This window comes from Dongia sp. P2_B8 (genome assembly GCF_056404715.1).
On record NZ_JBFUDM010000001.1, the window covers coordinates 77467 to 100082 of the forward strand.

Here is a 22616-nt window from a genome sequence, read left to right on the forward strand (position 1 = left end):
TGGCTGTCGAAAACGACAATCAAACACTGGGCCGCACCTGGTCGACCGTTAACGAGTGGCGGTCGTTTTTCCCGTTCAGCTCTTAAAGTACGATTGCAGAGGCGCGACTGCAAGCTCCCCGGCAGCCTGGGCGCCAACAGCATCGACTGCCGCCACGGCCCCCGAAAGGGTCGTGTAATAGGGAATCTGTCCCATCAGGGCCGCCCGGCGCAAGCTGAAACTGTCGCCGACAGCCTTGTTACCGGCCACCGTGTTGAACACCAGCTTGATTTCGCCGCGCTGCATGGCGTCGACAATATGCGGCGACCCCTGATGAACCTTGTTGATGGCGCGGACATTGAGGTTCTGGTTGCGCAGGTAAGCCGCCGTGCCCGGTGTCGCGCAGATGTCAAAACCCATGTCCAGCAAGCGCTTGGTGGCACCCACGATGCTGGGCTTGTCCTTGTCCTTGACCGAAATGAAGACCGTGCCGCTCTTCGGCAGATGGACCCCGGCGCCCATCTGCGCCTTCAGGAAGGCACGGGCGAAGTTTGAGTCCAGGCCCATGACCTCGCCGGTCGAACGCATTTCCGGCCCCAGGATGATGTCGACGCCCGGGAAGCGGGCGAAGGGGAACACAGCTTCCTTGACCGCGACATGGTGGCGCAGGCTGGTGTTGAGGTCAAAAGAGCTCAGCTTTTCACCAGCCATGACCCTTGCGGCGATCTTGGCGATCGGCAGGCCCGTGGCCTTGGCAACGAAGGGTACCGTGCGGCTGGCCCGCGGGTTGACTTCCAGCACATAGATGTCAGCGCCCTTGATCGCGAACTGCACGTTCATGAGGCCCACGACATTGAGGCCGATGGCGAGACTTTCCGACTGGCGGCGCAGTTCCGCAATCACCTGCAGCGGCAATGTGTGCGGCGGCAGTGCGCAGGCGGAATCGCCGGAATGGATGCCGGCCTCTTCAATATGTTCCATGATGCCGGCGACATAGACATCGGTGCCGTCCGCCAGCGCGTCGACATCGACCTCGATCGCATCCTCGAGATAGGAATCAATGAGGACCGGATTGTCGCCGGAGACCTGCACGGCTGTCCGCATGTAACGGCGTAGCTGGCCGATCTCATGGACGATCTCCATGGCACGGCCGCCCAGCACATAAGACGGGCGGATGACGACCGGATAGCCGACCTCGCTGGCGATGCGTTCGGCCTCCTCGGTCGAGCGCGCGATGCCGTTCTTCGGCTGGCGCAGCTTCAGCTTATGCAGCAATTGCTGGAAGCGCTCGCGGTCCTCAGCAAGATCGATGGCATCCGGCGACGTACCGAGGATCGGGATATGCGCTGCTTCCAGGGCTGCGGCGAGCTTCAGCGGCGTCTGCCCGCCGAACTGCACGATGCAGCCCAGCAACGTGCCCTTACTCTGCTCGACGCGCGCGATCTCGATCACATCTTCGGCGGTCAGCGGCTCGAAATAGAGGCGGTCGGAGGTGTCGTAATCGGTCGACACGGTCTCCGGGTTGCAATTGACCATGATGGTCTCGACACCGGCTTCCTTCAGCGCGTAAGCCGCATGAACGCAGCAATAGTCGAACTCGATCCCTTGCCCGATGCGGTTTGGGCCACCGCCCAGGATCATCACCTTCTTGCGGTCGCTGGGCTTCGCTTCGGTCTCGGCCTTCTCAACGCCATCGCCCTCATAGCAGGAATACATGTAGGGCGTGTTGGAGGCGAATTCGGCCGCGCAGGTGTCGATGCATTTATAGACCGGATGCAGGTCGAGCTTCAGGCGCAGTGCCGTCACGGTGGCCGGCTTCTCGCCCACCAATTGCGCCAGACGCGCATCCGAGAAGCCGAGCTTCTTGAGGCGCATCAAGCCAGGGCGCGTTTTCGGCAGGCCCTTGGCTTTGACCTCGGCCTCGGTGCGCACCAGATCTTCGATCTGGCGGATGAACCAGGGATCGAATTTCGAGGCTTCGTGAATTTCTTCGACGGTGAGCCCATGGCGCAGGGCTTGGGCGATCAGCAGTAGCCGGTCCGGTGTCTGCTTGGCCAGCTGCGCCATGATGGTCGGCTTGTCATCGCCATCGAGCGCCACTTCGTTGAGACCGGTAAGGCCCGTCTCCATCGAACGGAGCGCCTTCTGCAGCGATTCTGCGAACGACCTTCCGATCGCCATCGCTTCGCCCACGGATTTCATCGAGGTAGAGAGGATCGCCTCGGCGCCGGCGAACTTCTCGAAGGTGAAGCGCGGCATCTTGGTGACGACATAATCGATGGTGGGCTCGAAGCTCGCCGGCGTCACCTTGGTGATGTCGTTGGAAAGCTCGTCCAGCGTATAGCCGACCGCAAGCTTCGCCGCGATCTTGGCGATCGGGAAGCCGGTGGCTTTCGATGCCAGTGCCGACGAACGCGACACGCGCGGATTCATCTCGATGACGACCAGGCGTCCCGTTTCCGGATTGATCGCGTACTGCACGTTCGATCCGCCGGTATCGACGCCGATCTCGCGCAGGACCGCGATCGAGGCGTTACGCATGATCTGATATTCTTTGTCGGTGAGGGTGAGGGCCGGCGCCACGGTCACGGAATCGCCGGTATGGACACCCATCGGGTCGATATTCTCGATCGAACAGATGATGATGCAATTGTCCGCCTTGTCGCGGACCACTTCCATCTCGAACTCTTTCCAGCCCAGCACCGATTCCTCGACCAGCACCTGGCCGACCGGCGATGCCTTGAGGCCGCCTTCGATGATGCGCATGAATTCCTCGCGCGACTGCGCGATGCCGCCACCGGTGCCGCCCAGCGTGAAACTCGGGCGGATGATGGCGGGCAGGCCCACATAGTCCAGCGCTTCAAGCGCTTCTTCCATGGTCTCGACCTGGCGCCCCTTGGGGCTCTCCAACCCGATCCGGTCCATGGCCTCACGGAACAGGAAACGGTCTTCCGCCATGTCGATCGCATGCGCATTGGCGCCAATGAGCTCGACGCCAAGTTCCGCAAGCTTGCCTGACTTATGCAGCGCCATCGCCGTGTTGAGCGCCGTCTGCCCGCCCATGGTTGGCAGCACCGCGTCCGGCCGCTCCTTCTCGATGATCTTCGCCACCACTTCCGGCGTGATCGGCTCGACGTAAGTTGCATCCGCCAGATCCGGATCGGTCATGATGGTGGCCGGATTCGAGTTCACCAGAATGACCCGATACCCCTCAGCCCGCAGCGCCTTGCAAGCCTGCGCCCCGGAATAATCGAACTCACAAGCCTGCCCAATGACAATCGGCCCGGCGCCGATGATGAGGATGGAGTGGATATCAGTGCGTTTGGGCATCACTTGTCTCGTCTATTCCAAGCGCCTGACTGATAAGTATCAGTGCGCCGTGTTCATTTTGCAAAAGGTCGTTGTTCCAGATGCGCAGCACGCGATAGCCGGCGCGCTCCAGGAAATCAGTTCGTCGTCGGTCGTGCGCGGCGCGATCGGCATGCTGCCCACCATCGAGTTCGATGATGAGCTTCACGCTCGGACAGAAGAAGTCGACGATGTAAGGGCCGATGGGTGCCTGGCGGCGAAAGCGATGCCCGGCAAATTGCTTGCGGCTTAGCAATCGCCACAATTTCTTCTCCACCTCGGTCATGGTGCTGCGGAGCTTCTTGCTCGCAGATTGTGCCAGCGGAGAGATACCCCCCTCTCTAGCTCTCCCCCTCAAGGGGGGAGAGGACGTCTTCGTAGATGGCGAGGACGCGTTTGCAATTGGAGAAGACTTGTTCGACGTCTGAGATTCGGTCGAATCTCCCTCCCCCCTTGAGGGGGAGGGTCGGGGAGGGGGGTATGCCCCCGATTTCCCGCTGCCAGCCATCATCACTTCTTCGCCATGTTCTCAACAAACCGGTGGAACAGATAATGGCTGTCCTGCGGGCCTGGCGATGCCTCGGGGTGGTATTGTACCGAGAAGACCGGCTTCGTGGTCATGGCCAACCCCTCGACGCAATCATCGAACAGGGAGCGGTGCGTGATGACGACATCCTTCGGCAAACTCTCCGCCATCACTTCAAAGCCATGATTCTGGCTGGTGATCTCAACCTTGCCGGTGCCGATATCCTTGACCGGATGGTTGGCGCCGCGATGGCCGCGGCCCATCTTCTTTGTCTTGCCACCCAGCGCCAGCGCCAGCATCTGGTGGCCGAGGCAGATGCCGAAGATCGGCAGATCCTTGGCGATGAGGTCGCGGATCACCGGCACGGCATATTCGCCGGTGGCCGCCGGATCGCCCGGGCCGTTGGAGAGGAACACGCCATCCGGCCTATGCCGCAGCACATCGTCCGTGCTGGCGGTGGCCGGCACCACGGTGACATCGCAACCGGCAGCAGACAGGCACCGGAGGATATTATCCTTGGCGCCGTAATCGATGGCGACGACCTTGTATTTGGCGGCTGGCGCTTTGGTGTAGCCAGCGCTCAGATCCCAGGTCGAGCCTTCCCAATGATAGGCCTGGCGGCAGGTGACGTCCTTGGCGAGGTCCATGCCGTCGAGGCCGGGCCAGGCCTTGGCTTCCTTGATCAGTGCCGGAATGTCGAACTTGCCTTCATGATTCACAGCGATGACGCCATTCGGCGCGCCAAGGTCGCGAATGCGGTGGGTGAGGGCGCGGGTATCGATGCCGGCGATGGCCGGCAGATTGTTGGCCTTCAGCCAGGCATCGAAATGCTGGGTCGCGCGCCAGTTCGACGGTTCGGTGATGTCGAGGTTGAGGATGGCGCCGCGCGCTGCCACGCGCTGGGTCTCGACATCCTCGGGGTTGGCACCGACATTGCCGATATGCGGGAATGTGAAGGTGATGATCTGCCCGGCATAGGAAGGATCGGTCATGATCTCCTGATAGCCGGTCATCGAGGTGTTGAAGCAGATCTCGCCCACCGCATGGCCTTCTGCACCCAAGCCTCGGCCCTTCAGCACGGTCCCGTCGGCAAGAACGATGAGCGCCGTGGCGATTGGGGCTGCATCATATGCGGGCGCGTGTGGGGATTTGGTCGCGGCGGTCATGCGCGGGCCTTTGCGTGCGTGCGTGAAAAGGGAGGCGTGCCAACCTGGGCAGCCGCCTTCAGCTTAAAGACCGCTGGCCGCAAGTTGGGAGTTTCTATTCCGTGACAGACCTCGCGTCAAGCGGCGTCTCGAAAAGAATAGCGAGGTTTTTCAAAGGCTTGATGACTATCAGCCGCATGGACTCGCGAAAGCGAATCCTGTAGTGTCCGGCCTTTCCACTATACCTCACCCGAACGGATGGCGCCCATGCTGCGGCAGCGGATCAATGATGATGTCAAAACGGCCATGAAGGCCAAGGATGAGGCGCTTTCCGGCCTCCGCCTGATCACCGCCGCCATCAAGGACAAGGACATCGCCGCCCGTCCCGGCAATATGAACGGCATTTCCGACGCCGAGATCATCGACATGCTGCAGAAGATGATCCGCCAGCGCCAGGAAAGCATCGAGATGTACACCAAGGGCAACCGCCCGGAACTCGCGGCCAAGGAACAGGGCGAGATCGACGTCATCAACCGCTATCTGCCCAAGCAATTGTCCGAGGCCGATACGACGGCGGCCATCGCCGCCATCGTGACCGAAACTGGCGCCAGCTCGATCAAGGACATGGGCAAGGTGATGGGCATCCTCAAAGAACGCTTTGCCGGCCAGCTCGATTTCGGCAAGGTTGGTGCCCTGGTGAAGGCGAAGCTCGGCTAAGGGGCCTTTTCGCATATGGCGCTGCTGCCGCAATTCCTCGAAGAGCTGCGCCGCCGCGTCTCGATTTTTGATGTCGTGGGCCGGCGCGTGCGGCTTAATCGCCGCGGCCTGCAGGCAACCGGACTCTGTCCCTTCCACAACGAAAAAAGCCCGTCCTTTCATGTCTATGAAGGGCCGGACGAGCCGCATTACCATTGCTTCGGCTGTGGTGCCCATGGCGATGTCATCACCTTCGTCATGGAGACGGAGGGCATGCAGTTCCGCGATGCCGTCGAAAAGCTCGCTGGCGAGGCCGGCCTCGAGATTCCCCGCGACAATCCCGAAGCCCGCGAACGGGCCGAACGCCAGGACACGCTGGCCGGTGTCATGGAGCTTTCCGCGAAGTTCTTCGAATCGCAGCTGGGCGGCAGCGCTGGGCGGGCCGGTCTCGATTATTTCCGAAGGCGGGGCCTGACGCCTGAAACCATGAAACGATTCCGCCTCGGTTTTGCCCCGGACGGGTTCGAGGCGCTGAAATCCAAGCTCGCCAAGGAGAACATCCCGGAAGCAATCTCCTTGGAATCCGGCATGCTGGTGAAGAATGAGGATTCGGGCCGGGTCTATGACCGCTTTCGCGGCCGGGTCATGTTCCCGATCATGGATTCCAAGGGCCGCGTCATCGCCTTTGGCGGCCGTGCGCTGGGGGATGAGAAGCCCAAATACCTCAATTCCCCGGAAACGCCGCTCTTTCACAAGGGCCGCACGCTCTACAATCTCAACCACGCCCAGAAACCGGCCCGCGACAAGAACGAGATCATCGTGGTCGAAGGCTATATGGATGTGATCGCCTTGGCCGAGGGCGGCTTTCCACACGCCGTGGCGCCGCTGGGCACGGCCCTCACCGAGGATCATATCCAGCTCCTTTGGCGTTTCTCACAGGAGCCAATCCTTTGTTTCGACGGTGATAATGCCGGGCAGAAGGCTGCCGCCCGCGGCGTCGAGCGCGTGCTCCCGCTCCTGAAACCCGGCCTCTCCCTGCGTTTTGCCTGGCTGCCCCAGGGCCAGGATCCTGACGACCTTATCCGGGGACCCGCCCATGGCGGTGGCGCCGGTGGTGGGGCGGGCGCCATGCGCCAGGTGCTGGAAAAGGCGCAGCCCCTGGTCGACGTGCTGTGGACCGAGACGCTGGCTGGCCGGACCCTCGACACCCCGGAACGCCGGTCCGGCTTCCGCCGCGACCTTTTGGCGGCGATCAACCGGATTGCCGATAAAGGGGTCATGGAGGATTACCGGCGGGAGATGCTCAACCGCCTCGACCAGATGTTCGCCAACCCCGCCCAAGCCCGGGCTGGGCAGGTGCAGGCCAGGCCGCCAAGTGGCCAACGCTTTGGCCGCTTTGCAAATATTCGCCAGCCAGGCTCACCCTTCCAGCATCTGGATGGGGGTGGGGAAGCAGCGAGGCGCGGGACGGCCGGGGTCAAGCGCCTACCATATGAGGTGCTTCTGGCGGTCCTTATTAACCATCCCGACCTCCTCCACCGGCATGGCGAGGCGGCGGCTTTGATCCCCATTCCGGACCGTCAGCTTGACAAGCTGAAGGGGGCCTTGTTAGACCTCGCCTCCCGACATCCGGACCTTGAAGCGGGCGACCTCAGGAACCATTTGATGGAACTAGGTTTCTCCGCAGCGATCGAAACACTGGTTCGGCATACGGGAACGATCAGATTTGCCCTTCCTTCAGCCGGGCTTTCCCAGGCTGAGGCGGGGCTTTTGCACGTTATGGCCATCTTGCGCGAGACCGAGATCGAGGTCGAGCTGGAAGCGGCGGCACGGGCCCTGGAGGAAGACATGTCTCAGGAGAACCTCGACCGCTTCCAAGCGGCGCAGCAGCAGAAACTCGAAGCAGAGAGCAGGCGGCGCGATCTGGATCTCGCCGACACTGAATTCTTATTCAAAAGTTGAACGGTTATTCAGCCGTAACGTGACCGATTAGACGCTCAAAGAGCTCAGGTGAGAATAGATGGCAACCAAACCGACCGCGAAACCCCAGGCCGATGCAGCCAAGCCGAAGGAAGAGACCGCAGAAGGTCCGTTGATGGATGGCATGAATGCCGCCGTCCGCAAGATGCTCGCCAAGGCCAAGGAGCGCGGCTACGTCACCTATGACGAGCTCAATGCCGTCCTGCCGCCTGAGCAGATGTCCTCGGAACAGATCGAAGACACGCTGGCGCTCCTCAATGAGATGGGCATCAACGTCGTCGAGAACGACGATAGCGAAGAGAGCGAAGACGAGCCGAAGGCCGAAGCCGATGCCGATGGCGATGAAGACGCCAAGCCCGCCGGCAATCTGAACGACAGCGATGTCGGCCGCACCGACGATCCGGTGCGCATGTACTTGCGCGAAATGGGATCGGTCGAGCTGCTCTCGCGCGAAGGCGAAATTGCCATCGCCAAGCGCATCGAAGCCGGCCGCGACATGATGATCGGCGGCATCGGCGAAAGCCCGACCACGCATCGCTGCATCGTCGAATGGCGCGACAAGCTCAAGGCCGGCGAGCTGCTGTTGCGCGATATCATCGATCTCGACGCCAGCATGGGCGGTGCCCCGCTGTCGGAAGAAGAGATGCTGCGCCAGAACGAGGCAGCGCTTGAAGGCGACGAGCCGGAAGCTGAGGCTGAGGCCGAAGCCGCGGAAGGCGAGGCCAAGCCCGCCGCCGCGGAAGGCGAAGAGGGCGAAGAAGCCGCCGTCTCGCTGGCGTCGATGGAACTTACCCTGATGCCGCAGGTCCTCGAGACCTTCGACAAGATCGCCTCGCTCCAGAAGAAGCTCGACAAGGTCCAGGTGAAGCGCCTGGAGACGATCCTTGCCGGCGAAGAGCTGAACCCGCGCTCGGAAAAGAGCTACGAGAAGCAGAAGCTCGAGATGGTCGAGCTGATGCGCTCCGTGCGCCTCAACAACAACCGGATCGAAGCGCTGGTCGATCAGCTTTATGGTCTCAACCGCCGTTTGATGGGCCTCGAAGGCCAGCTGATGCGCCAGACCATGAAGGCCGGCGTGAAGCGCGAAGAATTCCTGCAGAAATATTACGGCGCCGAGCTCGATCCGAAATGGATCGCCAAGGTCGGCAAGCTCGCCGGCAAGGGCTGGAAGAAGTTCGCCATCGACTTCAAGGACGAAGCCAAGAACATCCGTGGGGGCATCGCCGAGATTTCGGGCATCGTCAACCTGCCGATCGGTGATTTCCGCCGCATCGTCAACACGGTGCAGAAGGGCGAACGCGAAGCCAGCCGTGCCAAGAAGGAAATGGTGGAAGCCAACCTTCGTCTCGTCATTTCGATCGCCAAGAAATACACCAACCGCGGCCTGCAATTCCTCGATCTCATCCAGGAAGGCAATATCGGCCTGATGAAGGCCGTCGATAAGTTCGAATATCGCCGCGGCTACAAATTCTCGACCTATGCCACCTGGTGGATCCGCCAGGCGATCACCCGCTCGATCGCCGATCAGGCCCGCACCATCCGCATCCCGGTGCATATGATCGAAACGATCAACAAGCTGGTCCGCACCAGCCGCCAGATGCTCCACGAAATCGGCCGTGAACCGACGCCGGAGGAATTGGCAGAAAAGCTGCTGATGCCGCTGGAAAAAGTGCGCAAGGTCCTGAAGATCGCCAAGGAACCGATCTCCCTCGAAACGCCGATCGGCGACGAGGAGGATTCGCATCTTGGCGATTTCATCGAAGACAAGAACGCGGTCCTGCCGCTCGATGCCGCCATCCAGGCGAATTTGCGCGAAACCACGACCCGCGTGCTGGCGACATTGACCGCCCGTGAAGAGCGCGTGCTGCGCATGCGCTTTGGCATCGGCATGAACACCGACCACACGCTGGAAGAAGTCGGCCAGCAATTCTCGGTGACCCGCGAACGCATCCGCCAGATCGAGGCGAAGGCGCTCCGCAAACTGAAGCATCCGAGCCGCTCACGGAAGCTGCGGAGCTTCCTGGATACCTGATACCGTTTCTTGCCTTTCCTCGTCATGTCCGGTCAGAGTCCGGGATGACGAGTGGCAGGGTGAGGCGCACGCCGCACGCCTCGGGGGCCCGTAGTTCAGCGGTTAGAACGCGCCGCTCATAACGGTGTTGTCGGGGGTTCGAGTCCCTCCGGGCCCACCATTCTCTTCAAAAATTCTTGAACGAATTCTTCACTCAGATCGCGTGACTAGACCCGGCTGCAGATTGGCGCCGACGAGGCCGGCGCTGATGGCTAGCCACACCAGTTGGGCGTCCGTGCGGGCGCCGAGCTTGGCTTTGATCTGGTAATGGTAGTTGCGGACGGTCTTGAGGCTGAGATGCAGCGAGGCCGAAATTTCCTCGGCAGACCAGCTAGAGGCGACGAGGCGAAGAATTTCAGTCTCACGCGGGCTGAGGTCGTCCAACGCGGAGCTTGGATGAGCGAGTCGTTCGGCGGCGATCTCCCTGGCCACATCGTTACTCATGGCACGACCACCCTTGGCGACAATCGCGACGGAATTGATCAGCTCCGCGGCGTCGCTTCCCTTCGTTACATAACCGGTGGCACCTGCCTCAAAAGCCTTCAACGCAAAGCCGGCGCCGCTGTGCATGGTGCAGATGAGAATGCGCGCATCGCGGTCCCATTGCCGGATGTGGCGCAAGGCTTCGATACCGCCAATGCCGGGCAGCGAGAGATCCATGACCACGACATCGGGCTGCGACTTCTGATAGGCTTGGTAGGCCGACGCGGCATCATGGGCTTCAGCCACGACCCGGTAGCCCGGCGTCCGTTCAAACAGCCGCCGATATCCTTCCCGTACTACGGGGTGATCGTCGACCAGCAAGATGGTGAGATCGGTCAAGCCGGCACCGCCGTCGCGATGGATGGGTCGCGTGCGGGCATCAACGGAATGAGAGCGGCGATGCGCACGCCGCGGCGAGCCTGATCGATCGACAAGCTGCCGCCTAGCGCCGCGACCCGCTCGCGGATTCCGAGGATGCCATAACCCGATGCGGAATGCAGCCGGCCGGGACTGCCGCCCCCGTCATCCTCCACGCTGAGCGCCACGGCACCGCTGCGCCCCGGCTCGTCGTCCCGGGCGTCAACCCGCTCGACATGCAGATGGACGTCGCGGGGTTTACCGTGCCGCGCGGCATTGGTCAGGCATTCCTGGGCGATGCGATAGATGTTGAGAGCCGTCGCCTCCGGCAATCCGGCGAGGTCGCCGACAACATCGAGATGGAAGGCCGCCTGCGGTTCATTTTGCACGTTCCATCCGGCGACGAGCTGCGCCAGGCTCGCTTCTAGGCCGAGCTCCTCGACCTCCTGCGAACGCAGGCGGGCGAGGGCGCCGCGCAGCGTTGCCGTCATCCCCTTGCCGACGCCAATAATCGAGCGGGCGTCCCGCGCGATCTCGGGCCGGTCTGCCGCTGCTTCCATCTCAATGGCGGCGGCCAGGGCACCCACCGCAGCAAGGCATTGGCCGAATTCGTCATGGAGATCCCGCGCCAGCGCCCGCCGCTCTTCCTCCTGGACTTGGAACAGGCGGGTCGTCAGCGCCGCGCGCTGCGCGGTCGTCTCCGCCAAGCGGGCGGTCAGATCATTCAGCGCGCCGGAGATGCGGTTGAACTCCGTGGTGCGGCAACCGGGCAGGCGGTAGCTGTAGTCGCCGCGCTCCAGCCGCCGGAGGCCGGCGACAATAGCCCGGGCGGGCATCAGCGATTGCCCGATGAACAGGGCGGCGAGAACGCCGATCGCGATGGCGAGCAGTGCCGCCACGCTGAGCACGACATAGATCTGATGCCATGCCTGGCGGACCGCGGCGCCGCGGTCAGGCTCGGCCGAGATCACGCCTTCTGTCGGCTGCCGCAATGTCAGGGGCCGCTCGACCCGCGCATAGCTGCCAAAGACACGATCATAGAAATTTTCGAACCAGGCCGGCGCCGGGTCGCTGATCGTCTCCAACTGGCTGCACAGGCGTCGCGGCAAGTCGTTGCCAGGTGCAAAGGTGATGCAAACGCCGGGCGAGATGGCTTTCATGGTCGCCATCGTTTCCCAGTCGGGAGTCGGTAGCAAATGGCCCCGGCTCAATCCGCCGCGCCAGAGCAATTCACGCCAATACAATGTTTCAAGCGTGCTGGCGACCCGGTCGGCAGACGCTGCCGATTCTTTTTCGATGGCGCGATGCGTGTCGATCAACACCCAGCCGACGGCGCAGACCAGGCAGACGAGCACGACACCGATGAGACGCAAGACGAGATGAGCGAACAGAGTCATTTTTCTCTCTCGGTCGAATTGGCTTTGTCCATACTGGCCGCCCCGATCTTGGGTGGCAAGCATCTTGGCCGGCAAGTACCGAGGGAATGACCAACGACAATGAGCGGCGGCGTCGGAAGCAGGTCGGGCAAATTGCCCAGGGTGACGCGGGTCCCGTGCCCACTCTCTCGGCCGTATTGACAGATAAGCTGCGCGGTGCCGCCCCAGAAGCCTTGGCAAAACACCCTGGAGAGCCGTATCCGCATGAGCGCACGCAATCTCGAACTGCCAGGACGCGATCCCTTGCTGCCCTGGCTGATTTTCACCGGTGTCTGTCTCTTTGCCGTTCTCATCCTTTGGTACTATGGGCTGATCGACATGATGCTCACCAGTGATCGTACCCATATTTCCTCGGTCATCGGCCTGCTCTATGTCGGCAGCAGCCTGCATTGCCTGTGGCGCATCATCATCGTCTCGCGGGAAGGAGATGCCGCCCTGAAGACCGCTCGAGCGGTGGTCGGTGACGGCGATGAATTCCTGAATGATGGACCCACCCAGGAAAGTGCGGCGCGCAAGGACGGCCCATCGGGCCATGTCGCCAGCCATATCCGCGATCTGATCACCAAGGCGGCGTTGCAGGGCGCCGGGCGCATTGATCAGACTCTGCTTCTGCGCGTTCTGGCCGACCGATTGCGCGGGTCGAATCCATTCGGCCTCTTCGCCGGCGACACGCTGATGAAGCTCGGCCTTCTGGGCACCATCATCGGCTTCATCATGATGCTGGCGCCGATTGCTGGACTGGATCCCGAAAATCGCGCGGCGGTCCGATCGTCGATGTCGCTGATGAGCGACGGCATGGCGGTCGCCATGTATACGACCCTGGTCGGCCTCGTCGGCTCGATCCTGATCCGAATTCAATATGCCCTTCTGGACAGCGCCACGGCAAAGATCTTTGCTTTTGCGGTCGATCTCACTGAAGTCCATGTCATCTCGGCACTGGAACGCCGCACGGCCGCGGAATGATCGACAATTTCGAACTCCTGCCGCGCGAGGAAGCCTTCGATCCCTTCAGTGTTGTGCTGTTCAAGGCGCTACAGGTTCTGGCCTTCCTGTTTTTCTTCGCACTGCTCCTCGTCGCGCCTGAGGCGAAGAACGGCAAAGTGGACAGCAAGGCCGAATTTCTCATCAGCGTGGACTGGCCGGATAATCATCCCGACGATTTCGATACCTTCGTCCAGGACCCGCTTGGCAACATCGTCTGGTTCCGGCGGCGCGAGGCCGGCTTCATGCTGTTGGATCGCGACAACCGGGGCGGTCTCAACGCGTTTGTCATGGTCAACGGCCAGAAAGTGCCAACGGCGACCCGGCAGGAACTGGTCAGCCTGCGCGGCATCGTGGCCGGCGAATATACGGTGAATGTCTATCATTTCAGCGCGCTCACGGGACGGACGGTCCCGGTGACGGTGACTGTCCAGAAGCTCAACCCCATCGTGACGATCGTGGCCAAGGAAACGATTGAGTTCAATGCAGGCGGCGTGGAAAAGACCGCCGCGCGCTTCACGCTGGATGCAAGCGGTGCGGTCACGGAAACCAGCCATATCGAGAGGTCGATCCTGCAGACCTTCTACAACGCCGCGCCGGACGGCAAAGCATGGCGAAACGGTGCGCCCCAATGATGAATTTGCAGACCAGCGTCCTCTGCCTGACCCTGGCTTACGTGCTGTTGAGCGTCTTGCTGCTTGTGGTGATGATACGGCTACCGATTCCCCGGCCGATCAAGGTTGCCCAGATCCTGGCGGCCAGCGTCTTTTACCTCGTGGTCTTCTTCGCAACGCAAGGCTTGCTTGGCTGGTCGGCGCCGGTCGCCGTGCCGRACAAATTTCAGGTATTGTGGACCCGCGTCATTGAACCGAATCCGGCCCAGGAGGAGCCCGGTGCCGTCCATCTCTGGCTGGAGGCGTTGGACGACGCCAACCTGCCCAGCGGTGCACCCCGGGCCTACCTCTTGCCCTATTCGACAGAACTGGCGCGGCGCGTGTCTGCCGCACAGGCGGAGATCGAGCAGGGCCATCCCCAAGGCGGCCGGTCCCAATTCTTCGGCCACCTGCCGCAAGAGGACCGCGTCGCGGGCACTTCGCCGGTGAATGCCGCTGCACCCCCGGGTGGCGATCCTTCAGGCGGCGGCTTGTTCGATCCAGCCTTTCTCGGCGGCCAGTCGAAATCGGTCGACCTTATTCCGTTGCCAAAGCCGCTGCTGCCGCCCAAAGACGTTCCCTGATCTCATCCCAGTGCGCGATCTTTGGCGCGCTAGCTATACTCTCCTAGAAACCCGGCGGAATTCCCGCTCGATGCGCTACTCAAGCGCATGACATCCCTAGGTGCCCGATGACCTGCAGAGTCGCCGCGCATCGGTCGTTGCATGCTGAGCGGAAAGCGTACCATTGCGAGTCCGAGCGCGTCGGCCGGATGCCGAGGATTTCTTAAAGAAATACAAATTTAAGGTGTTTTCGGCAGCCAGAAACGTGATCGAGCGGGGCCTGGGCGGTGCTAAACACCGGTGCGCGCGCAGATATCCCATTGATTGCTCGCGAGAAATTAATGTCATTAATAATTTATGTCAATTCCACCCATTTAGGTGATGCGAACGCGTGGGAATTGATATCAATATAGACACAATTCTATTAATTAGCGAAATAAACGTGCTTATGGGGGTGGATGAATGGCGACCTTGTTGGTGCCCGCTGCGGGCGGCTTTGACTTCGATACCCTCGATTTTCCGATCGTCTCCCCCGGTGGCAGCAATGTCACCACCCACACAAAAACCAGTTGGCGCGTTACCCAGGCAGCGACGACGTATTACGAGTATGTCGGCACCAACCTCACCTATGACGGCGATTTCGTGCCGACGGGCGGCATCATCACAGGTATCAAGTCGGTGGTGGGTGGCGTAACCCAGGTGCAGATTACGGGTCTCTCGATCCAGGCTGCGGACTTTCATGCTGATTTTGCCGTCGATGACTTTCAGAATTTTCTGACGGCTCGCGTTCTTGTCGGCAACGACACTGTCACAGGCTCGGCGGGCGTCGATCACTTGCTGGGCGGCGACGGCAATGACGTGATCGACGGGAAGGCCGGTGCGGACAAGTTGGAAGGCGGCAAGGGCAACGATACCTACCTGCTGGACAATCTGTTGGATGAAGTCGTCGAAGGTTCAACTGCCGGCACGGACACGGTGAAGACGTCTGTGTTGATCACAACCGACTTCGACAATGTCGAGAACTACACCTATACCGGCGCGGCGGCCTGGACGTTCGTGGGCAACGACCTCGATAACGTGATCACCGGAAGCACGGGCAAGGACAATCTGACCGGCGGCAAGGGCAACGATACGCTGCTGGGCAATGGCGGCGACGACACGCTGCTGGGCGGCGAGGGTGACGACATTCTCAATGGCGGTGCCGGCAACGACACGATGACCGGCGGCCTGGGCAACGACACCTATATCTTCGATTCGATCGGCGACAAACTGGCGATCGACGATGAGGGCGGCAGCAACGACACCTTCCAGAGCAGCGCGCTGATCACGAAGGAGACGACAGGGATCGAAAGCTACACCTATACCGGTGCTGCAGCCTGGACGTTCACAGCGACCGGATCCGTCGACAACACGCTGAGTGGCGGTTCAGGCATCGATACTTTGAAGGGTGGTGCGGGCAACGACACGCTGCTGGGCAATGCCGGCAACGATACGCTGGATGGCGGCACCGGCAACGACAAGATGAGCGGTGGTCTCGGTAGCGACATCTATGTGGTGGACAGCGACGACGACACGGTGACGGAAGCTGCCATGGGCGGCACCGATACGATCAAGACAGCGGTCAATTTCAATCTGCTGACGAACGGCTTGAACGTTGAGAATCTGATTGCCTTGGGGGGCGTGGGAAATATTGAGCTCACCGGCAACACACTCGTCAACACCCTGACCGGAAACGAGGGGAACAACAAGCTGGATGGCGGCACAGGTGCCGATACCATGATCGGCGGCGCTGGCGACGACACCTATTCTGTCGACAATGTCGGCGACAAGGTGACGGAGCTCGCCAACGCCGGCACCGACACGATCGAAAGCAGCCTGAGCTATAGCCTGGCGGCGCTGGCCAATGTCGAGAACCTGAAACTGACGGGTACCGCGACCAACGGCACGGGTAACGCGGGTATCAACACGATCACCGGCAACGACGAAGGCAACGTCCTCGATGGCGGTGCCGGCGCGGACGTGATGATCGGCGGGAAGGGCGGCGACCTATACTTCGTCGACAATCTCAACGATTCGGTCACGGAGGGCGTGGGCGAGGGCACCCAGGATTCGGTGCGGACAACAGCGACGATTCTCAATGCGAATAATTTCGCGAATGTTGAGAACTTTACGTATTTCGGGACGGCCGCCTGGACGTTCACAGGCACCGACGCGAACAACCAGATCATAGGCGCCACGGGCAATGATCATCTGACGGGTGGTCTCGGCAACGACTTCCTGATGGGCAACGCCGGCAACGACACGCTGGTCGGCGGTAAGGGTGATGATGAGCTGAATGGCGGTGTCGGCAACGATACGTACATTTTCAATGTCGGGGACGGTGAGGACGTTCTGAGGCCGAACACCTTCAACACCGGCGATTTGATCAAGTTGGCCGGCACGGATCTCCACGATCTCAATTGGAGCATCGACAACATCGATCTCAATCTCGCCCAGGCGATTGATGCCGGTTATGACTACGGCGACACTGGCGTGATGACGTTGATCGATTTCTTGAAAGCGACTGGCTCGGTCACGGTGCAGATCGACCTGGCGGACAACCTTGCCTATGGAACGAACGCGGATCTTTCGACCTTCATCTTCCAGCGCGGGCTTACCGGTACAGCCAATACGACGTCGAGCGAGATCATTGTCGGCGGGGACACCAACGACACGATCAATGGCGGCGGCGGCTTCTTCGACCAGATTTATGGCGGTGAAGGCAATGACACTATCACCGGCGGCTCTGGCAAGGATTGGATCTTTGGCGGTAGCGACAATGACGTTCTGAACGGGCTTGCCGGCAACGACACCATCACCGGCGGCGCCGGCAACGATAAGATCAATGGCGGCGACGGTATTGACCTGCTGAATTACGAATTGTCCGATGTCGATCGCGGTCTCGAAGAGGAGGGCGGCGAGACGGGCGTCAACGTCGATCTGTCGTCGGGTAAGGTGACCAATGACGGCTTTTTTGGTGTCGACACGCTCACTGGCATCGAGAATGTGCGCGGGTCCGAGTTTGCTGACATCATCGTCGGCGACGCCAACGCCAACGAGCTGGAAGGGGGTGACGGTAACGATATCCTTGCCGGGGGTGCCGGCAATGACCAATTGGTCGGTGGAGATGACGAAGATACCCTTACCGGCGGTGCCGGCAACGACCGCTTGGTTGGTGGAAGCGGCGCCGATGAGTTCCGCTTCAGCGCCCTTGGCGAAGGCGATGACGTCATCACGGATTTCAACGGCGCCGAGGACAAGCTGTCATTTGCATCTGCGCTGGACAAAGGCAATGGCGGCATCCTCGATGATGTTGCCAGCATCGCGGCAACCGAAGTCGGAGATGACGTCGTCGTCACCTTCGCCAACGGACACACCCTGACGTTCCTTGGTGCCGCGACCGGCTCCATCGACAGCTTTGACGATCTGCTCGCCGATCCCAACGCGCAATTCACGACCTTCCTTGATGCCAACAGGATTGTGACGGGTGGCGTAGGCAATGACGTGCTCGCCGGTGGCGCCGGCGACGACACGTTGACGGGTAATGCGGGCAACGACACGCTGGAGGGTGGCGTCGGCAATGACATTTTAAACGGCGGTATCGGCAACGACACCTATATCTTCAATATCGGCGATGGCGAGGACACGCTGGCCGCCGGTACCTACAATACCGGCGACATCATCAAGCTGGCTGGTACCGACGTTTATGACTTCAATTACGAATGGAATGGCAAGGATCTCATCCTCGCTCAGGCGGTAGACGAGAATTATGACTTTGCCGACACCGGCAAGTTGACGTTGGCCGGTTTCCTCGGCGGCACGGGATCGATCACGGTCCAGATCGATACGGCCAATTACGATGAGTTCTATGGAACCGACGCCAATCTCTCGACCTTCGTCATGCAGCGTGGGCTGACCGGCACCAATAATGCAACGACCGCCGAAGTGATCATCGGCACGGACGGCAACGACGTCATCAACGGCAATGGCGGCTATTACGACGCGCTCTACGGCGGCAAGGGAAACGACATTATCACGGGAGGATCCGGTACCGACTGGATTCGTGCCGGGGAAGGCAACGATGTTCTGAACGGTGCCGCGGGCAACGACACTTTGCGCGGTGAAGCCGGCAACGACACTTTGAACGGTGGCGACGGCATCGATCGTGCGGATTACAAGAACTCGGACGATTCGGTCATCGTCGATTTGTCCCTGGGCAAGGCGCTCGACGATGGGTTCGGTACCACGGATACACTGAACAGCATCGAGAATGTGCGTGGCTCCAGCCACGATGACACGATCATCGGCGATGGAAACGCCAATCGGCTCGAGGGACGTGACGGTGACGACCTCATCGCTGGTGGTGCTGGTGACGATGATCTGGTTGGCGGCGATGGCGCAGACACCTTCCGCTTCAGTGCCTTCGGGGAAGGTGACGACATCATCGAAGATTTCGACGGTTCCCAGGACAAGCTGTCATTCGCCTCGGCGCTGGACACCGGCAATGACGGGATCCTGAACGATCTTGCTACGGCAACTGTTACCGAGGACGGGCCGAACGTCATCGTTACCTTCGCCAACGGCCATACCTTGACGCTCTGGGGGGCTGCGACCGGGTCGATCAACAGCATCGACGATCTTGTCGCCGATCCGAACACTCAATTCACGACCTTCATCGACTCCGACAAGACCTTGACTGGGGGTGCGGGCAACGATGCGATCGGCGGTGGCGCCGGACACGACCATCTGATTGGCGCGGCTGGCAACGATACGCTGACGGGTGGGCTCGGCAATGATTACCTGGATGGCGGCGCTGGCAATGATGTCTACAATTTCAGCGTCGGCGACGGCTTCGACGTTGTCGGCAGCGGCACCTATAACACCGGCGACGTCATCAAGCTGGCTGGCACGAACGTCTACGACCTCAATTACGACTGGGATGGCACCAATCTCTTTATCGCACAGGCCGTCGACAGCGATTACGATTTTGCCGATACCGGCAAGGTGACGGTATCGAATTTCTTCGGTGGTACCGGGTCGATCACGGTGCAAATTGATACGGCAACCTATAACGAGCTCTATGGAACCGATGCCAATCTATCGACATTTACTTTCCAGCGCGGACTGACCGGTACGGCCAACGTCAATTCCGCCGAGGTGATCGTCGGTACAGACGGTAACGACGTCATCAATGGCAATGGCGGCTTCTACGACAGCCTCTATGGCGGCAACGGCAACGACGCCATCAACGGCGGCAGCGGCTCGGATTGGATGCGCGGCGGCAACGGCAATGACACGTTGATTGGCGCCGGCGGCAATGACTATCTCCGTGGCGATGCGGGATACGACATTCTGAACGGCGGTGCCGGCATCGACCGCGCCGATTACAATCGTGCAGACGAGGGCGTGATTGTCGATCTGTCGCTCGGCAAGGCGATGTATGATGGCGAGGGCGGGCAAGACACACTGATCGGCATCGAAGATGTGCGCGGTTCAGCCTTCAACGACCTCATCAGCGGTGATGCCAATGCGAATCGTCTGGAAGGCCGCGACGGCGACGATATCCTGACCGGAGGTGGTGGGAACGATAGTCTGCTGGGCGGCGATGGCGCGGATACCTTCCGGTTCAATGCCTTCGGTGAAGGCAATGATGTTATCGAGGACTTCACAGTCGGGCAGGATTCCTTGTCCTTCGCCACGTCACTGGGAGGTAACGTGGCAGGCTCGATTGCGTCCGTCGTCGATGACGGCGCGAATGTGGTCGCCACGTTCACGAATGGTGGGAAGACACTGACGCTCTCGAATGTCGGCGACGGGACGATCGATACCGCCGCCGAGTTTGTCAATACGTTCGTCGGCGCCTCGTTCGGGGCACTCAAGGTACTGGGCGATACCGGGAACAATCCGCTGAATGGGAGCAGTGAGGACGATGCGCTCATCGGCGGTGCCGGCAACGACACACTGGCCGGCGGGCAGGGCAACGACTTCCTGGATGGGGGCGCTGGCAACGATATCTATAATTTCACTGCCGGCGATGGGTTCGACGGGATCGGTGCCGGGACCTATAACACCGGCGACATCATCCGGTTCAACGGGACCTATTACGATCTCAACTACGATTGGGACGATACACATCTCTATGTCGCGCCGGCGATCGATGGAAACTACAATTTCAGCGATACCGGCAGCATCACGTTGGGGAATTTCTTCGGCGGTACGGGTTCCGTTGCCGTGCAGTTCGATCTCGGCGCCGACAATGACATCTACGGCACGAATCCCGATCTCTCGACGGTCATCTTCCAGCGTGGCCTCACGGGCACGAACAATGCCACGACATCCGAAGTTATCATCGGTACCGCCGGGAACGACGTTATCAACGGTAATGGCGGGTACTATGATGCCCTCTATGGCAATGACGGCAACGATACGATCAATGGCGGTGCCGGCAATGACCGGATTCTCGGTGGTGCTGGCAACGACATATTGAACGGTGCCGGTGGCGACGACATCCTGCGCGGCAATGCCGGTTTTGACATTCTCAATGGTGGTGCCGGCTTTGATCTGGCGGACTACCGCGGCGCGGCGTCCGGCGTCATGGTGGATCTATCGCAGAACAAGGCGCTCGATGACGGCTACGGATCCCAGGACACGTTTACCGGCATTGATGACGTGCGCGGCTCTTCCTATGACGACATCATTCTTGGCGATGCCAACGGAAACTATCTGTATGGCCTCGAAGGCAATGACATCCTGGCCGGTGGCACCGGTAATGACGTGTCCTATGGCGGTGATGGCGCGGATACGTTCCGCTTCAATAGCTTGAATGATGGCTCCGATGACATCAACGACTTCGATCGGACGCAGGATGTTCTGTCCTTCGCAAAGTCGCTGGATGTCGGCAATAACGGGATTTTGGATGACATCCAGTCGGCGCAGTTCGTCTACGATGACGGCACCTATATCGGCTTCCAATTCTCAGGCGGCGGGATCGTGTTCTTCCGCGGCATGAGTGGATTCGGTTATAACAGCATCGACGATCTGGTCGATGACGTGAATACCCAGATCACGACTTTCGACACATTTGTTGGCAACGCTGCTGCTAACATTCTTGTGGGAGCAGGTGCTGATGACATCCTCGCCGGCGCTGGCGGGAATGACTCGCTGACGGGGGCCCTCGGGAACGATCGTCTCGAAGGCGGCGCTGACAATGACACGCTGACGGGCGGCCTGGGCAACGACTATCTGGATGGTGGTGCCGGCAATGACATCTATAATTTCGCAGTGGGCGACGGCTTCGACATCCTAGGCAGCGCTACCTATAACGCCGGCGACATCATCAAGCTGCAGGGGGATGATTTCTACGACCTGAATTACAGCTGGAATGACACCGACCTGACCGTTGCCCAGGCCATCAACGACAGCTACGACGTCAACGATACCGGCGCGCTGACACTGGCCAATTTCTTTGTCGGCACCGGCTCAGTCGCGGTGCAGATCGACGTTGGCGAGCTCAATAAAGATTACGGCGTCAACGAAGATCTCTCGACCTTCGTGTTCCAGCGCGGCCTGACGGGTACCAACAATGTCAACACCGCCGAAGTGATTATCGGCACTGCTGGCAATGACACGATCAACGGCAATGGCGGCTTCTATGACGCGCTCTATGGCGGCGATGGCAACGACACGATCAATGGCGGCGCCGGAACCGACTGGATCCGTGCTGGGGACGGCAACGATATCCTGAATGGGGCCGGTGGCGACGACTATCTGCGCGGAGAGGCTGGTTTCGACATCCTCAATGGCGGTGCCGGTATCGATCAGGCCGATTACCGGAACTCCGATGCCGCGGTCACCGTCGATCTCACTCTCGGCAAGGCGGAGAATGATGGCTTCGGCTATGAGGATACGCTGACCGGCATCGAAAACGTCCGCGGCTCCGCCTTCAACGATTTGATCGTCGGCGACACCAACGCCAACGTCCTGCGCGGCCTGGATGGCGACGATACGCTGACGGGCGGCGGCGGAAACGACACGCTCGATGGCGGCGCCGGCGGCGATACATTCCGCTTCGCAGCGCTTGGCGAGGGGAATGACAGCGTCGACGGTTTTGACGTCAGCCAGGACAAGCTGGCTTTTGCGGATATCCTCGATACCGAGCATGACGGTATTCTGGACAATCTCCAGGCAGCGACCACGGTCTCGGATGACGGAACTGATGTTCTGGTGACTTTCAGCAACGGCGGGTCGCTGACCTTCCACGGCATCGGCACAGGCGCCATCAACAACATCGCCGACCTGGTGGCCGACCCCAACAGCCAGATCACAACCTACTGACGACTTGCTGACAGGCCGACCGGCG

12 protein-coding genes and 1 tRNA gene are annotated in these 22616 nt (G+C 60.6%); 8 read left to right on the forward strand and 5 right to left on the reverse strand.

Annotated features, from left to right (window positions below; genetic code table 11):
- Nucleotides 1-75: 75 nt before the first annotated feature.
- Genes carB through carA form a run of 3 tightly spaced genes read right to left on the reverse strand, consistent with a single transcriptional unit; the run spans nt 76 to nt 5019 of the window.
- The gene (gene carB / locus AC1DWZ_RS00335) at nt 76-3309 is read right to left on the reverse strand and encodes a carbamoyl-phosphate synthase large subunit (protein WP_477166864.1); all 3234 of its coding nucleotides are present in this window, start codon (nt 3307-3309) and stop codon (nt 76-78) included.
- Entirely contained in the window at nt 3293-3838 is a 546-nt protein-coding gene (locus tag AC1DWZ_RS00340) for an endonuclease domain-containing protein (protein WP_477166865.1), read from the reverse strand. The genes carB and AC1DWZ_RS00340 overlap by 17 nt, the downstream gene beginning before the upstream one ends.
- Nucleotides 3838-5019: a glutamine-hydrolyzing carbamoyl-phosphate synthase small subunit gene (gene carA / locus AC1DWZ_RS00345; RefSeq protein WP_477166866.1), complete on the reverse strand. Its 1182-nt coding sequence runs from the start codon at nt 5017-5019 to the stop codon at nt 3838-3840. Before carA ends, AC1DWZ_RS00340 begins: the two co-directional genes overlap by 1 nt.
- A 246-nt stretch (nt 5020-5265) precedes the next feature.
- Here carA and AC1DWZ_RS00350 point away from each other — a divergent pair, with 246 nt between their 5' ends.
- From AC1DWZ_RS00350 to AC1DWZ_RS00365, 4 genes are all read left to right on the forward strand, one after another.
- A complete protein-coding gene (locus tag AC1DWZ_RS00350; RefSeq protein WP_477166867.1) occupies nt 5266-5715 on the forward strand; it encodes a GatB/YqeY domain-containing protein in 450 nt (149 codons plus the stop codon).
- Nucleotides 5716-5730: 15 nt separating this feature from the next.
- Nucleotides 5731-7656, forward strand: a complete 1926-nt coding sequence (dnaG, locus tag AC1DWZ_RS00355; RefSeq protein WP_477166868.1) for a DNA primase — start codon at nt 5731-5733, stop codon at nt 7654-7656.
- 58 nt (nt 7657-7714) lie between these two features.
- Nucleotides 7715-9706: an RNA polymerase sigma factor RpoD gene (gene rpoD / locus AC1DWZ_RS00360; RefSeq protein WP_477166869.1), complete on the forward strand. Its 1992-nt coding sequence runs from the start codon at nt 7715-7717 to the stop codon at nt 9704-9706.
- A gap of 84 nt (nt 9707-9790) precedes the next feature.
- Nucleotides 9791-9866: transfer RNA gene (locus tag AC1DWZ_RS00365), tRNA-Met, on the forward strand.
- Nucleotides 9867-9895: 29 nt separating this feature from the next.
- Here AC1DWZ_RS00365 and AC1DWZ_RS00370 read toward each other — a convergent pair.
- Together AC1DWZ_RS00370 and AC1DWZ_RS00375 are read right to left on the reverse strand one after the other, a co-directional pair.
- The gene (locus AC1DWZ_RS00370; RefSeq protein ID WP_477166870.1) at nt 9896-10567 is read right to left on the reverse strand and encodes a response regulator; all 672 of its coding nucleotides are present in this window, start codon (nt 10565-10567) and stop codon (nt 9896-9898) included.
- On the reverse strand, nt 10564-11982 hold the full coding sequence (locus AC1DWZ_RS00375; protein ID WP_477166871.1) for a sensor histidine kinase: 1419 nt from the start codon (nt 11980-11982) through the stop codon (nt 10564-10566). The genes AC1DWZ_RS00370 and AC1DWZ_RS00375 overlap by 4 nt, the downstream gene beginning before the upstream one ends.
- A gap of 243 nt (nt 11983-12225) precedes the next feature.
- Between AC1DWZ_RS00375 and AC1DWZ_RS00380 the strand changes: the two genes are divergently transcribed.
- The 4 genes from AC1DWZ_RS00380 (at nt 12226) to AC1DWZ_RS00395 (ending at nt 22591) form a co-directional block, all read left to right on the forward strand.
- The gene (locus tag AC1DWZ_RS00380) at nt 12226-12984 is read left to right on the forward strand and encodes a MotA/TolQ/ExbB proton channel family protein (RefSeq protein ID WP_477166872.1); all 759 of its coding nucleotides are present in this window, start codon (nt 12226-12228) and stop codon (nt 12982-12984) included.
- Nucleotides 12981-13637, forward strand: coding sequence for a hypothetical protein (locus tag AC1DWZ_RS00385; protein ID WP_477166873.1), 657 nt, complete (start codon nt 12981-12983; stop codon nt 13635-13637). The genes AC1DWZ_RS00380 and AC1DWZ_RS00385 overlap by 4 nt, the downstream gene beginning before the upstream one ends.
- A complete protein-coding gene (locus tag AC1DWZ_RS00390) occupies nt 13634-14239 on the forward strand; it encodes a hypothetical protein (protein ID WP_477166874.1) in 606 nt (201 codons plus the stop codon). The genes AC1DWZ_RS00385 and AC1DWZ_RS00390 overlap by 4 nt, the downstream gene beginning before the upstream one ends.
- Nucleotides 14240-14680: 441 nt before the next feature.
- Nucleotides 14681-22591 carry a hypothetical protein gene (locus AC1DWZ_RS00395; RefSeq protein ID WP_477166875.1) on the forward strand — a complete coding sequence of 2637 codons (7911 nt, stop codon included), beginning with the start codon at nt 14681-14683 and terminating at the stop codon, nt 22589-22591.
- Nucleotides 22592-22616 lie beyond the last annotated feature (25 nt).